Genomic DNA, 13,877 nt, shown 5'->3' with positions numbered 1-13,877 from the left:
CCGTCAGACCTCGTACCAGACCTGTGACTTCACGCCTCTCTCCCCACAAGAGGAGCTCATGTCCACACCGGAAATAGGCACCACCACGTCGAGCGCCGCCGAGTACGGACAGGCCGGGCAGCCACCGGACGAGGAGGCCAGACTCAGGGAGCTGGGCTACCAGCCGGTCCTGGCCCGCCGCATGGGCGGCTTCGGGAACTTCGCCATCAGCTTCTCCGTGATCTCCGTCCTGTCCGGCTGCATGACGCTCTACGGATTCGGCCTCGGCACGGGCGGACCGGCCGTGATGATGTGGGGATGGGCGGGCGTCGGCCTCTTCGTCCTCCTCGTCGCCCTCGCGCTCGCCGAGGTCACCAGCGCGTATCCGACGTCCGGGGCCCTCTACTACATGGCCGACCGGCTCGGCGGCCGCCGCTGGGGCTGGTACACGGGCTGGCTCAACCTCCTGGGCCTGCTCGGCGCGATCGCCGGAATCGACTACGGCGCGGCCCTGTTCACCGGCGCGCTGCTCAACCTCCGGTTCGGCTTCGACCCGACACCGGGATCGACCTTCCTGATCTTCCTCGCCATCCTCGTCGTGCACGCCGCCCTGAACCTCTTCGACGTACGCCTGGTCAGCGTGCTCAACTCGATCAGCGTGTGGTGGCACCTGACGGGCGTGGCCGTGATCGTCGGCGTCCTCGCGATCGTGCCCGACCACCACCGGTCGCCGTCCTTCGTGTTCACCGAGTTCGTCAACGACACCGGCTGGCACAACCCGCTGTACGTCGCCGCGATCGGCCTGCTCCTCGCGCAGTACACGTTCTCCGGCTACGACGCGTCCGCGCATCTCTCGGAGGAGACGTCGAACGCCTCCATGTCCGCCGCGCGCGGCATCGTGCGGGCCGTGTGGGTCTCGTGGATCGCCGGGTTCGTGCTGCTCGCCGGGCTGACGTTCGCGATCCAGGACTACGCGGGCGCGCAGGACAGCGCCACCGGGGTGCCGCCCGCGCAGATCATGATCGACGCCCTCGGCACGTCCGGCGCCACGGCGCTGCTCCTGATCGTGATCGTGGCCCAGCTGTTCTGCGGCAACGCCGAGGTGGCGGCGACCAGCCGCATGGTGTTCGCGTTCAGCCGCGACAACGCGCTGCCGGGCTCGGCCCTGTGGCGCAGGGTGAGCGCCCGCACCCGCACACCCGTGCCCGCCGTGTGGCTGTCGGTGGGCCTCGCCACCGTGATCGCGCTGCCGTCCCTCTACTCCACGACGGCGTACGGAGCGGTGACGGCCATCAACGTCATCGGGATCACGCCCGCGTACGCGATCCCGATCCTGTTGCGCCTGCGGGCGGGCGACCGCTTCGCTCCCGGCCCCTGGAACCTGGGGCGCTGGAGCAGACCGGTCGGCTGGATCGCGGTGACGTGGGTGGCGTTCGTGACGATCCTGTTCTGCCTGCCGCAGGCGTCACCGGTGACGGTCGACTCGATGAACTACGCGTCGGCGGCCCTGGCCGTGGTCCTGATCCTGGCGACGGTGTGGTGGTACGCGGCGCGCGACGCGTACGGCACGCCTCCGGCGGAGGAAGACACCCCGGGATAAGAGGCGTTGGGAGAGAGTTCCGGGAACGACCGAGGGGCCGTGTCAGATTTCTCTGACACGGCCCCTGATCTGCGACTTCGAAAAGTCGGGACGACAGGATTTGAACCTGCGACCCCTTGACCCCCAGTCAAGTGCGCTACCAAGCTGCGCCACGTCCCGGTCGCGCCGCCCGGCGGGTGTTCCGCTTGGCGGCGCAGAAAGAACAATACCCCAAGCTCAGGGGTGGTCCGTCGCCGGTGCGAGAGCCGCGGGGACGCGGCTGGGCCGCGTCGGGAAGGCCGGGCGCCGGCGCGGGACAATCGAGGCATGAGTGACGTGAGCAGTGGCCGGGACCGCGACCGTGACGAGGAGGGGCGGGCCCGCAACGCGCGCCCCCGCGACGGCCTCGGCCGTCCGCTGCCGTACGGCGCGGAGGGGGTCGCTCGACAGCCGGAGGGGGTGGTGCGGTCCCCCGAGGAGACGGTCACGGAGGCGCAGGCGCTGCTCGACGCGGGCCGGCCGTTCCACGCGCACGAGGTGTTCGAGGACGCGTGGAAGTCGGGGCCCGACGAGGAGCGCGGCCTGTGGCGCGCCCTGGCACAGCTGGCGGTGGGCCTGACGCACACGGCCAGTGGCAACTCGGCGGGCGGCGCACGCCTCCTGCGCCGCGGCGCAGGAGGCCTCACGGCCTGGGCCGAGGCCACGAGCAGACCCGCACCGTACGGAATCGACCTGCCATCCCTGGACACCTGGGCGACAACGCTGGCCGAGAAGGTGGAAGAACAACCCCCCACCCTGGACGCGGCGGCAAACGCCCCCCGCCTACACCCATGACTGCTCGCCCAGGCTCCGTCACACAAAGGGGCGCGGGGAACCGCGCGCCCAGCCCCCACAACCCGCAGAGAGCCACACCCCCACGCCCCCGGGCATGCGGGGCGGGGCGGCGGCAGCCCCGCAAATCCCCGCCCAGCACAGCGCACCGCCCGTCACCCATGGAGCTCCGCAGGATCACGCACGTGCCCGTTCCCGATCTGACGCTGTCCGGGTGACCAACGATCGCGAAGCGGCTGCTCGCCGAGGATCTGGAGCACGGCCTGCCGTCCCGCAGCCCGGACAAGGTCCTCTCCGCTTCGTGACGGTGGCTCAGCGCATCAGGAGCTGCACCCCGCCGACCACGGTCGCCGCGATCACCAGCCGCTCGAAGAGCCGCTGGTTGATGCGGTGCACGCAGGCCTTGCCGATGAACGCGCCGGGTACGACGAACAGGACGAGTGCCGCATCGAGGAGCAGCGAGCGCCCGTTGATCAGGCCGAGGCCCACGCTGAACGGCACCTTGGCCGAGTTGACGATGAGGAAGAACCACGCGGAGGTACCTAGGAAGCCGAGCTTCCGGAAGCCCGCCGACAGCAGGTACATCGACATGACGGGCCCGCCGGCATTGGCGACCATGGTCGTGAAGCCGCCCAGCACGCCGTAGGAGCGGGCCTTCACGCGGCCGGCGCGGCTCGCGGTCTCCTCGACGTCCGGAGCGTCTTCCCGGCGTCTGCGCCACACCGTGACGGCGGCCATCAGGAGCAGGATCGCCCCGATCGACGTACGCACCATGGCGTCGTCGGCCCACACCATGAAGAGCGTGCCGAGCACCACTCCCACGGCCACGGCCGGGAAGAGGCGCCAGAGGGTGGGCCAGTGCGCGTGTCTGCGGTAGGTCAGTACGGCGAGGATGTCGCCGGCGATGAGGACGGGCAGCAGGATGCCGGTGGACTCACGGGCGGGCAGGACCGCCGCGAAGATGGCGAGGCTGACCGTGTTGGCGCCGCTGACCGCCGTCTTCGAGAATCCGACGAGCACGGCCGCGGCGGCGAGCGCGGCGAATTCCCAGAGGGTTATGGAGTACATACCGGGGTCAGATGCTAGACCCATCTATCCGGCCGGCGGCAGGGGGTGCCGCATGCCGGGACGGCACCCCCTGCGCGTGCTCCCGGGTCAGCCGGCGTACTGGGAGCGCAGTTCTCGCTTGAGGACCTTCATGCTCGGGCCGAGCGGCAGCTCGTCGGCGAACTCGATGCGGCGGGGGTACTTGTGGCGGCCAAGGTGCTCCTTGGACCACTCGGCGATCTCGTCGGCGTCGGCCGCGCTCGCGCCGGTCTCCCTGCGGATGATCACGGCGCAGACCTCTTCGCCGTGTACGGGGTCGGGCAGGCCGATGACGGCGATCTGGGCGACGCCGGGGTGGCGCATCAGGACCTCCTCGACCTCGCGCGGGTACACGTTGTAGCCGCCGCGGATGATGACGTCCTTCTTGCGGTCGACGATGCGCAGATAGCCGTCCTCGTCCTTGGTGCCGAGGTCGCCCGTGCGGAACCAGCCGTCGACGAGGGCCTCCGCGGTGGCCTCGGGGCGCCCCAGGTACCCGCTGAAGACGCAGTGGCCGCGCACGACGACCTCGCCGAGCTCGCCCTCGGGGAGCAGCTCCACGCGGTCCTCGACCTCGGCGCGGGCGATCTCCACGTCGACGCCCCACATGGGGTGCCCGATCGTGCCCGGGCGCGCACCGAAGACCGGCTGGTTGGTGGCGGCGGCCGGGGAGGTCTCGGAGAGCCCGTAGCCCTCGTAGACGGTGGCGCCGTAGGCGTCCTGGAAGCGTTCGAGGACGGCGACGGGCAGCGAAGCACCGCCCGAGACGCAGACCTTGAGAGTGGGGAGCTTCTCGGCTTGCGCCGCCGCGGCCACCAGCTTCACGTACATGGTGGGCACGCCGTGGAAGGTGTTCACGCCCTCGGCGACCATCAGGTCGACGGCCTTGGCCGCGTCGAAGCGCGGGAGGAGGACGAGGGTGGCGCCGGCGCGCCACGTCGCGTTCATGGAGACGGTCTGTCCGAAGGCGTGGAAGAGGGGCAGCGCGCCGAGCGCGATGTCGTCGGAGCGCACGTCGTGACCGTCGAAGGCGCTGACCGTCGCGTTCATCACCAGGTTGAAGTGGCTGAGGACGGCGCCCTTGGGGACGCCGGTGGTGCCGCTGGTGTAGAACACGACGGCCGGGTCGTCCGCGTCGCGGGTGAGGTACGTGGGCAGGGGCTCGGCGTCATGCGTGAGCCGCTCCAGGTCGCCGCCCTCGCCGAGGGTCAGCATGCGCACGCCGGTCGCCTCGGCCGCCGCCCCGCCGGTCTTCGCCTGACCCGGGTGGCACAGGAGCAGCGTGGCGCCGCTGTCGCGCAGGACGTGCTCGACCTCTCGCGAGGAGAGGAGCAGGTGTACGGGGACGACGACGGCGCCCGCGGCGAGCGCCGCGTAGTACGCGCGCGGGAACTCGGCCACGTTGGGCGCCATCAGCGCCACCTTGTCCCCCGGCCGCACGCCGAGCCCGATGAGCGCCGCGGCCTGCTTGCGGGCCTGGAGCCACAACTCCTGGAAGGTGACGCGCAGTTCACCTTCGACGAGCCCGGCCTTGTCCGGGTGGCGGCGGGCTGACTCGGCGAGGATCGCGGCGAGGGACAGGGTTGCCATGAGGGTGGTGCTCCGTTCCGTACTGACTTCTGGTGCGGCTCTGAACCAGGTACAGCTCAGCGATGTGTCAGCGCGCGCCGCCGTTCACGTACAGCGTCTGGCCGCTGACGTAGGAGGCGTCGTCGCTGGCGAGGAAGGCGACGACGGACGCGACGTCCTCGGGCCGGCCCACGCGGCCGAGCGGGGTGCGCTCGGCCGCGAGCTTCTGGTGCTCCTCGGCGGTGGTGCCGACTCGCTCGGCGGTCGCGGCGGTCATGGCGGTGGCGATGTAGCCGGGCGCCACGGCGTTCACGTTGATGCCGAAGCGGCCGAGCTCGATGGCGAGGGTGGCGGTGAAGCCCTGGATGCCGGCCTTGGCGGCGGCGTAGTTGGCCTGACCCCGATTGCCGAGGGCGGAGCGCGACGACAGGGAGACGATCTTCCCGTACCCGGCCCGCGACATGTACTTCTGCGCGGCCTGCGAGCAGTTGTAGACGCTGCTGAGGTTCACGTTGATGACGTCGTCCCAGTCGGACTTCGGCATCTTGAAGAACATGCCGTCGCGGGTGATGCCCGCGTTGTTGACCAGGATGTGCAGTCCGCCGAGTTCCTCGTGGACGCGGGCGAAGGTCGCCTCGACGGCGTCCTGGTCGGTGACGTCGCAGCCGTACGCCGACGCCTGCCCGCCCTTGGCGCGGATCGCCTCGACGGTGGTCCCGGCGCGCTCGGCCGTGAGGTCGACGACGGCCACGGCCGCGCCCTCCTCGGCCAGCCGCAGGGCGGTCGCGGCGCCGATGCCCTGCGCGGCACCCGTGACGACGGCCACGCGGCCGGTGAACCTGCTGCTCATCTTCTTCACGTTCCTTACGTTGTACGGGAGTTCAGGAGCGCTCGACGAGGACGGCGGAGCCCTGGCCGACGCCGACGCACATGGTGGCGAGGCCGCGCGAGCCGCCGGTGCGGCGCATGCGGTGGAGCAGGGTGGTGAGGATGCGGGCGCCGGAGCAGCCGAGCGGGTGGCCCAGCGCGATGGCGCCGCCGGTCGGGTTCACCAGTTCCGGGTCGATGCCGAGCGCGTCGACGCAGGCGAGGGCCTGGGCGGCGAACGCCTCGTTGAACTCCGCCTCCTGGACGTCACCGATGGACCAGCCGACGCGGGCGAGCGCCTTCTGCGTGGCGGGGACGGGGCCGATGCCCATGACGTCCGGGTGCACACCGGCCGAGGCTCCGGCGACGTACCGGCCGAGGGATTCGAGGCCGAGGTCGTGCAGGGCGTCCTCGCTGACCAGGAGCAGGCCCGCGGCGCCGTCGTTCATGGGTGAGGCGTTGCCCGCGGTGACGGTGCCGCCCTTGCGGAAGACGGGCTTGAGCGTGCCCAGCTTCTCCAGGGAGGTGTCGGGGCGGATGCACTCGTCCTGCTCGACGACGACGCCGTCCGGGCGCGTGACGGGGAGGATCTCGGCGTCGAAGAGGCCGTTCTTGCGGGCCTCGGCGGCGTTGTGGTGACTGCGGAGCGCGAAGGCGTCCTGACGCTCGCGCGGGACGTCGTAGCGCTCGGCGACCTCCTCGGCGGTCTCCCCCATGGCGAGGACCCCGTGCAGCTCCTTCATCCTCGGGTTGACCAGCCGCCAGCCCAGGCGTGTGTCGTACGTCTCCATCTTGTGCGGGAGCGCCTCGTCGGGGCGCTGGAGCACGAAGGGGGCGCGGCTCATGGACTCGGAGCCGCCCGCGAGGACGACGTCGGCCTCGCCGGAGGCGATGGTGCGGGCGGCGGTGGTGACGGCTTCGAGGCCGGAGGCGCACAGGCGGTTCACGGTCGCGCCGGGGACGGACTCGGGCAGGCCCGCGAGGAGGGCGGCCATGCGCGCGATGTTGCGGTTGTCCTCGCCGGCCTGGTTCGCGGCGCCCCAGTAGACGTCGTCGATCCGGGCCGGGTCGAGCTCCGGCACACCGGCGAGCAGACCGCGGACGACGCCGGCCGCGAGGTCGTCCGGGCGCACGGTCGACAGGGACCCGCGCAGCTTTCCGATCGGGGTGCGGCGGGCGGCGGCGAAATGGACGGGACGCACGTGCGGCTCCTGAGGGAAGTTAATTAGCACTGCTAGTTTTGGACTATAGACCCGGGCCCCACACCCTGTGAAGTGGGCACCGCTGGATAGGCTCCCCGCCGTGAGCACTGCGTTCGAGTACGAGAAGTCCGGGGCGGAGATCTACCGCCGGTCCTTCGCCACGATCCGCGCCGAGGCCGATCTGGGCGGGCTGCCCGCCGAGGTGGCCCAGGTCGCGGTCCGGATGATCCACGCGTGCGGGATGGTCGACCTGGCGGGCGACCTCGCGTACTCGCCGGACGTCGCGGTCCGCGCCCGCGAGGCGCTGCGCGGGGGCGCGCCCGTCCTGTGCGACGTGTCCATGGTCGCCAGCGGAATCACCCGGAAGCGGCTGCCCGCGGACAACGACGTGGTGTGCACCCTGTCCGACCCGTCGGTCCCCGCGCTCGCCGAGCGGCTCGGCACGACGCGCTCCGCCGCGGCGCTGGAACTGTGGCGGGAGCGGATGGGCGGGGCGGTCGTCGCCGTGGGCAACGCGCCCACGGCGCTCTTCCGGCTCCTGGAACTGGTGCGGGAGGGCGCTGAGCCGCCCGCCGCGGTGATCGGGGTTCCGGTCGGGTTCGTGGGCGCGGTCGAGTCGAAGGACGCGCTGGTGGAGCATGCGGGGGAATTGGGGCTGGAGTATTTGGTGGTGCGGGGGCGACGGGGCGGCAGTGCGATGGCCGCCGCGGCGGTCAACGCGGTTGCCTGTGCGGTGGAATAGGTTCGGGCGCACATCCCGGGGGCGGCGCCCCCGGACCCCCGCTGTCACCCTTCGGGCTCGTCCTCAGACGCCGGACCGGCTGGATACGCCCGGGCCGGAAATGCCCCCGGCCCACTCCGCCGCCTGCGCCACCGATCCCACCACGGTCACTCCCGCCGGCACCTCCGGCCGTCGTACCACCAGGACCGGGATCCGCGCCTCTCGCGCCGCGACGAGCTTCGGGGCCGTCGCCTCTCCCCCGCTGTCCTTCGTCACCAGTACGTCGATGTGGTGCGTGCGGAGCAGCTCCCGTTCGCCCTCCGGCGTGAACGGGCCCCGGTCCAGCACGACCTCCGAGTGCGGGGGCAGTGGCGGCTCGGGGGCGTCCACCGAGCGGATCAGGAAGTGGACGTCGTCGATGGACGCGAAGGGCGGGAGTCCCAGGCGGCCCACCGTCAGGAACGCCCGGGTGCCCAGGGACGGCAGGGCCCTCGCCGCCTCCTCCAGGGAGTTCACGTGGTGCCAGTCGTCTTCCGGTGCGGGGACCCAGCCGGGGCGCCGCAGTGCCAGCAGGGGAACATGGGCCGTGGCGGCGGCCTGCGCCGCGTGGAAACTGATCGTCCCGGCGAAAGGATGGGTGGCGTCGATGAGCGCGTCCACCTGGAGCTCGCGCAGCGCGCGGGCCAGGCCATCGGCTCCCCCGAAACCGCCTGTCCGCACCTCGCCCTCGGGCAGCAGGGGCCGGGCCACGCGGCCGGCCAGCGAGCTCGTCACGCGCCACCCGGGGTGGCCGGCGGTGAGGGCCTGCGCGAGGCGGCGGGCCTCGGTCGTGCCGCCGAGGATCAGTACGTGCACGGGTGCGGGGTCCTTCCTTGACTTTCTCCCCCTCGTGAACGAGGGGGATTCCTACGGCTCGCGCCGTGGGGCTTCCTGCTTCGTCGCCGACTGCCCGCCCGGAGTTCTCCGTTGAGGTCTTACACCAGCTCCACAGGCTGTCACCGCCAGTCCGGCGGCCAGCAGATTGTTAGCTGCGTTCGTGTCCCGGTCGTGGGTCGTTCCGCACGTGTCGCAGGTCCAGGTTCGAACGTGCAGCGGCATCTTCTTTGCGAGGGCGCCGCAGTGGGAGCACAGTTTAGAGGAGGGGAAGAAGCGGTCGACAGCGATCACTTCCCGCCCGTACCAGGCGGCCTTGTACTCCAGCATGCTCCGGAAGTCCGACCACGCGGCATCACTGATGGCGCGGGCAAGGCTCCGGTTCTTGACCATGTTGCGTACGGTCAGGTCCTCGATCACGAGCGTTTGGTTTTCGCGCACGAGTCGAGTGGTCAGTTTGTGCAGGTGGTCGCGGCGCCGGTCGGCGATGCGGGCGTGGATTCCGGCAACCTTTCGCCGGGCCTTGGCCCGGTTGGCGCCGTCGCCCTTGGCCTTTCGGGAGAGGTTCTGCTGGGCCTTGGCCAGGCGGGCACGATCCTTGCGTTCGTGCCGGGGGTTGGCGATCTTCTCGCCGGTGGAGAGGGCCAGGAGATGGTCGAGGCCCACGTCGATGCCGACTGCCTGATCGGTTGCCGGGAGCGGCGACAGGGACGGGTCCTCGCACAGCAGGGAGACGAACCAGCGTCCCGCCGCGTCCTGCGAGACGGTCACCGTGGACGGCTCTGCTCCCGGGGGAAGCGGGCGCGACCACACGATGTCGAGCGGTTCGTTCATCTTCGCCAGTGTCAGGCCGCCGTCACGAAAGCGGAACCCGCTGGTGGTGTACTCGGCGGACTTGCGGGACTTCTTCCGCGATTTGAAGCGCGGATGCCTTGCCCGCTTGGCGAAAAAGTGGGTGAACCCCGTCTGCAAGTGCCGCAACGTCTGTTGCAACGGCACCGACGACACCTCATTGAGGAACGCCAGTTCCTCGGTCCTCTTCCACGCGGTCAACATCGCCGAGGTGGCGTTGTAGTTGACCCGCTCCTGCCGCGCCCACGCCTCGGTACGGGCGGCAAGTGCGAGGTTGTAGACCTTGCGCACGCAGCCGAACGTGCGCGACAGCTCAGCCGCCTGCGCATCGGTCGGATAGAAGCGGTATTTGAACGCCCGCTTCACACACATCGTGATCACGCTCACAAACTAATGAGACCGCGACTCAACACCAAATCTTCCGGTCACAGCACCGTGATCCGCCCTGACGGCACATCACAGCCCCATACCCAGCTCCGCAAGAGCCCGTTTCCTCTCCGCCCTGAAGCACGGAGTATCCACGGAGGAACCCGATGACTGACGCGGGCGGGGCCAAGGGCGGACGAGGCGCCCAACTCAAGCACACCGGTCTGCGGCCCGGCTGGACGACCGGCGCGTGTGCGACAGGGGCGGCCACGGCCGCGTACACCGCGCTCCTGGCCGGCGACTTCCCCGACCCGGTGACGATCACGCTGCCGAAGGGGCAGACGCCCGCGTTCGCACTGGCGGCCGAGGAGTTGACCGGCGAGCACGCCATGGCGGGCATCGTGAAGGACGCGGGCGACGACCCGGACGTCACGCACGGCGCGCTGGTGCGGGCGTCGGTGCGGCTGCTGCCCGCCGGGTCCGGCGTCGTGTTCAGGGCGGGGCCGGGCGTCGGCACGGTGACCCGTCCGGGGCTGCCCCTCGCCGTCGGGGAACCCGCGATCAACCCCGTGCCGCGGCAGATGATGCGGGACCACGTGGCGGCCGTCGCCGAGCGCCACGGCGGGAGCGGTGACATCGAGATCACCGTGTCCGTCGACCACGGTGAGGAGATAGCCCGGTCGACCTGGAATCCGCGGCTCGGGATCCTCGGCGGGCTGTCCATCCTGGGGACGACGGGCATCGTGGTGCCGTACTCCTGCTCCGCGTGGATCGACTCGATCCGGCGGGGTGTGGACGTGGCGCGGGCCGCCGGGCGCACGCATGTGGCGGGCTGCACCGGGTCGACGTCCGAGAAGACCGTCGTCGCCGAGCACGGGCTGCCCGAGGACGCGCTCCTCGACATGGGTGACTTCGCGGGCGCGGTCCTCAAGTACGTACGGCGTCATCCCGTCGACCGGCTGACGATCTGCGGCGGGTTCGCCAAGCTGTCGAAGCTCGCGGCCGGGCACCTGGATCTGCATTCGGCGCGCTCGCAGGTCGACAAGTCGTTCCTGGCCGGCCTCGCGGCCGGGGCGGGCGCGGGCGCGGAGGTCGCGGCGGCGGTCGCGGACGCCAACACGGGCCTCGCGGCACTCCAGTTGTGGCCGCCGCTCGGCGACCTGGTCGCCGCGACCGCCCGCGACGAGGCCTTGCGCGTGTTGCGGGGCGCACCCGTACAGGTCGATGTACTCTGCATCGACCGGGCGGGTACGGTGGTCGGGCGCTGCGCACCCCGCTGAGCTCGCACTTCGGCCCCGTCGACCGGTTCCGGTAGCAACTCCTCCGGATCTCAGGGCTGGCCCTGATGTCCCGGGCGCGCGGGCTGCCTAGAGTTGAGTTCACCGGCACCGCTCCGCAGTCGACGTACGGGGGAGCCACGGGGGCAAATCGGGGGACGACGTCGCCTTCGGAGCGGCCAGCCGGGACCACTTCACTCCGCCCGCACGGGCGGGGTCAGGCGCGCAGGTAGGTGAGCACCGCGCGCACGCGCCGGTGTTCGAGCAGATCCTGCTCCAGGCGCAGCTTGCCGAAGATGTTCCGTACGTGCGTCTCCACCGTTTTGCCGCCGATGACGAGCCGTTGGGCTATCGCCTCGTTCGAGTGGCCCTCGGCCATCAGCGCCAGCACGTCCCGCTCTCTGCCCGTGAGTTCGTCGAGGGGACTCCTGGGGCGCGGTGTGTTGATGAGCTTGGCCACGACGAGCGGGTCGAGGACCGTCTCGCCGGACGCCACGCGCTTGAGCGCACCGCCGAGTTCGTCGATGTCGGCGACGCGCTCCTTGAGCAGATAGCCGAAGCCCTCGGGCTGCTCCGCCAAGGCCCTGACGGTGTCGGTCGTCTCGACGTACTGGGACAGCAGCAGCACGCCCGTGCCGGGGTGCGCCGCGCGGATCGCGGCCGCCGCGACCAGACCCTCGTCGGTGTGCGTCGGCGGCATGCGGATGTCGAGGAGCACGGCGTCCGGACGGTGCTCGGCGACGAGCGCGAGGAGCGGCTCCGTGTCGGAACACTCCGCCGACACCTCGAAACCCTCGTCCGACAGCAGTCGTACGATCCCCTGCCGCAGCAGCGCCGAGTCCTCGGCAACGATCACCCGCACGGAAGCTCCGCCCTGATTCTGGTCCCGCCACCGGCGGGACTGTGTACATGCAACACTCCGTCGACGGCGGCGAGCCGGTCCGCGAGGCCGCGCAGGCCACTGCCGCGCATGCTGTCCGCTCCCCCGACTCCGTCGTCGACGGTCTCGATGACGAGCCGCCCGTCCTGGTGCGTCGCCGAGACGCTGACGGCGCGGGCACCGGCGTGCTTGGCCGCGTTCGACAGGGCCTCGCACACCGTGAAGTAGGCGGTCGACTCGACGACCGCGTCGTAGCGCCGGGGTTCGGCCGCGACGACCACCGGCAGGGTCGCCTCCCGGGCCAGCGCCGTCAGCGCGGGTCCGAGGCCCTCGCGCGTGAGGACCGCCGGGTGCAGACCGTGGGCGAGACCGCGCAACTCCTCGATGGCGAGCCTGAGGCTGGACTCCGCCTCGGTCACGGACTCGCGCAGGGCGGCGTCGGGATGGTCGGCGAGGCCGCGTTCGACACGTCGCAGCGCCATCAGGGCGAAGACCAGTCTGGCCTGCGCCCCGTCGTGCAGATCCCGTTCCAGGCGCTTGCGTTCGGAGTCGGCCGCCTCCACGATCCGCGAGCTCACGTCCCTGGCGCGGGAGCGCAGCCACACGTTCTCGAGGGCGAGGCGCAGCGCGGCGGCGACGGACGCGAGGAGTTCCGGGTCGTCCATGAGGGCGGGGTCGTGGTGCAGCAGCGCGAGCGGCCGGCCGTCGGCCGCGCCGACGGGGGTGCGGCCGGTGCCGTCCGCCGTCACCTCGCGGCCCGAGCCGTCGACGTAGGCGCCCCGCTCCTCGCGCCACAGGCCGAGCCGCAGTGTCGGGTCGCCCAGGACGCGGGCCAGCGCCTCGCGCAGCCGGGCCGGGTCGGGGTCGGTGCCGACCTCGATGACGAGGCCGCTGACCTCGGCGCGCTGGAGGTGCATGCGCAGCAGTCCGGCGAGGAACGCGAACGGCACGGCGACCTGTGCCAGGTCGGACAGCAGATAGACGGCCTGCTCGCCGGTGTCGCCCACCTCGCCGAACCACGGCACGACGTAGAAGAGCATGTCCCACATCAGGAACACGACGGCGACGCCGATGCCGATCCACGCCGGGAGCAGCGCCTGCCTGCGGGCGGCGGACGCGTGCCGCCAGCGCTGTACGACGGCGACCGCGGCGCCGGTGGAGATGACCCAGCCGAGCGCGTGGTAGACGGTGTCGACGGGGCCGAAGAGGTCGTGGGTACCGGGGATGAACAGGGCGTTCGGGCCGCAGCCGACGCAGTCGAGGTAGGTGGCGCCGGTGGCCCGCGCCGGGTCGAACAGGAGCGTGCGCAGCAGGCCGCCGACCGCGACGAGGCCGTACGCGAACTGGACCAGACGCCGGGTCAGGACCGTGGTGAGGCGGCCCTCGGGGAAGCAGAGGATGAGGTGCAGGAGGATCGCCATGTTCAGCGCCTCCCACCAGGCGCCGAACGCGAACAGGGCGGGTACGGAGGTGCCTTGGAGGTTCCCGAGGAACCAGGTGACGCCCTCGGCGATCATCAGGGGGCCGGTCCGGTTGGCGGGCCTGCGCCGCCAGGCCATGAGCCCCGCGGCCGCGTACGCCCAGCCCACGGAGAGGTCCCGCACCACGTCGCCCGCGGACCCACCGGCCCGCAGGTACGCCCACGAGCCCGCCAGTCCCGATACGGCGGCCAGCGCCGCGGCCCCGGTCAGGCGCAGCCGAACCACACGCTTCCCCTGACTCTCCACGGCCCACACGGTAAGCCATTCGGGGGAACGGCGCGCACTCGGTGTCGCCCAGCTCACGGACCGTGCTC

The 13,877-nt window shown here is 71.5% G+C and carries 12 protein-coding genes and 1 tRNA gene; 4 read left to right on the top strand and 9 right to left on the bottom strand.

Annotation, left to right across the window (positions count from 1 at the left end; genetic code table 11):
• The first annotated feature begins 58 nt into the window (after positions 1 to 58).
• Positions 59 to 1,579, top strand: coding sequence for an amino acid permease (locus LGI35_RS37400; RefSeq protein ID WP_227298762.1), 1,521 nt, complete (start codon positions 59 to 61; stop codon positions 1,577 to 1,579).
• Positions 1,580 to 1,664: 85 nt separating this feature from the next.
• Here LGI35_RS37400 and LGI35_RS37395 read toward each other — a convergent pair.
• Positions 1,665 to 1,738, bottom strand: a tRNA-Pro gene (locus LGI35_RS37395).
• A 147-nt stretch (positions 1,739 to 1,885) separates the two neighbouring features.
• Here LGI35_RS37395 and LGI35_RS37390 point away from each other — a divergent pair.
• Positions 1,886 to 2,392, top strand: a complete 507-nt coding sequence (locus LGI35_RS37390) for a DUF309 domain-containing protein (protein ID WP_227298760.1) — start codon at positions 1,886 to 1,888, stop codon at positions 2,390 to 2,392.
• 309 nt (positions 2,393 to 2,701) lie between these two features.
• On the opposite strand, the gene LGI35_RS37385 is transcribed toward LGI35_RS37390, so the two are convergent.
• From LGI35_RS37385 to LGI35_RS37370, 4 genes are all read right to left on the bottom strand, one after another.
• Entirely contained in the window at positions 2,702 to 3,457 is a 756-nt protein-coding gene (locus LGI35_RS37385; protein WP_227298758.1) for a sulfite exporter TauE/SafE family protein, read from the bottom strand.
• An 87-nt stretch (positions 3,458 to 3,544) separates the two neighbouring features.
• Complete coding sequence (locus LGI35_RS37380; RefSeq protein WP_227298755.1) at positions 3,545 to 5,065, bottom strand: long-chain-fatty-acid--CoA ligase; 1,521 nt, start codon at positions 5,063 to 5,065, stop codon at positions 3,545 to 3,547.
• Positions 5,066 to 5,132: 67 nt separating this feature from the next.
• A complete protein-coding gene (gene fabG / locus LGI35_RS37375; RefSeq protein WP_227298753.1) occupies positions 5,133 to 5,894 on the bottom strand; it encodes a 3-oxoacyl-ACP reductase FabG in 762 nt (253 codons plus the stop codon).
• 31 nt (positions 5,895 to 5,925) lie between these two features.
• Positions 5,926 to 7,113 carry a thiolase family protein gene (locus LGI35_RS37370; protein WP_227298751.1) on the bottom strand — a complete coding sequence of 396 codons (1,188 nt, stop codon included), beginning with the start codon at positions 7,111 to 7,113 and terminating at the stop codon, positions 5,926 to 5,928.
• A gap of 100 nt (positions 7,114 to 7,213) precedes the next feature.
• Between LGI35_RS37370 and LGI35_RS37365 the strand changes: the two genes are divergently transcribed.
• The gene (locus tag LGI35_RS37365; protein WP_227298749.1) at positions 7,214 to 7,855 is read left to right on the top strand and encodes a precorrin-8X methylmutase; all 642 of its coding nucleotides are present in this window, start codon (positions 7,214 to 7,216) and stop codon (positions 7,853 to 7,855) included.
• Positions 7,856 to 7,918: 63 nt separating this feature from the next.
• On the opposite strand, the gene LGI35_RS37360 is transcribed toward LGI35_RS37365, so the two are convergent.
• Together LGI35_RS37360 and LGI35_RS37355 are read right to left on the bottom strand one after the other, a co-directional pair.
• The gene (locus LGI35_RS37360) at positions 7,919 to 8,689 is read right to left on the bottom strand and encodes a cobalt-precorrin-6A reductase (RefSeq protein WP_227298747.1); all 771 of its coding nucleotides are present in this window, start codon (positions 8,687 to 8,689) and stop codon (positions 7,919 to 7,921) included.
• 51 nt (positions 8,690 to 8,740) lie between these two features.
• Positions 8,741 to 9,931, bottom strand: coding sequence for an RNA-guided endonuclease InsQ/TnpB family protein (locus LGI35_RS37355; protein ID WP_227300689.1), 1,191 nt, complete (start codon positions 9,929 to 9,931; stop codon positions 8,741 to 8,743).
• Positions 9,932 to 10,092: 161 nt separating this feature from the next.
• Here LGI35_RS37355 and LGI35_RS37350 point away from each other — a divergent pair, with 161 nt between their 5' ends.
• Positions 10,093 to 11,205 (top strand): cobalt-precorrin-5B (C(1))-methyltransferase, encoded by a 1,113-nt coding sequence (locus LGI35_RS37350; protein WP_227298745.1) that lies wholly within the window; start codon positions 10,093 to 10,095, stop codon positions 11,203 to 11,205.
• A gap of 214 nt (positions 11,206 to 11,419) precedes the next feature.
• Here LGI35_RS37350 and LGI35_RS37345 read toward each other — a convergent pair whose 3' ends face one another.
• Positions 11,420 to 12,058, bottom strand: a complete 639-nt coding sequence (locus tag LGI35_RS37345; protein WP_227300688.1) for a response regulator — start codon at positions 12,056 to 12,058, stop codon at positions 11,420 to 11,422.
• On the bottom strand, positions 12,055 to 13,809 hold the full coding sequence (locus LGI35_RS37340) for a sensor histidine kinase (protein WP_227298742.1): 1,755 nt from the start codon (positions 13,807 to 13,809) through the stop codon (positions 12,055 to 12,057). The genes LGI35_RS37345 and LGI35_RS37340 overlap by 4 nt, the downstream gene beginning before the upstream one ends.
• Positions 13,810 to 13,877 lie beyond the last annotated feature (68 nt).

The sequence above is a fragment of the Streptomyces longhuiensis genome, assembly GCF_020616555.1.
Classification (GTDB): Bacteria; Actinomycetota; Actinomycetes; order Streptomycetales; family Streptomycetaceae; genus Streptomyces; species Streptomyces longhuiensis.
The sequence above is the reverse complement of the archived record's forward strand: the minus strand, read 5'-3'. Positions and strand labels throughout refer to the sequence as shown.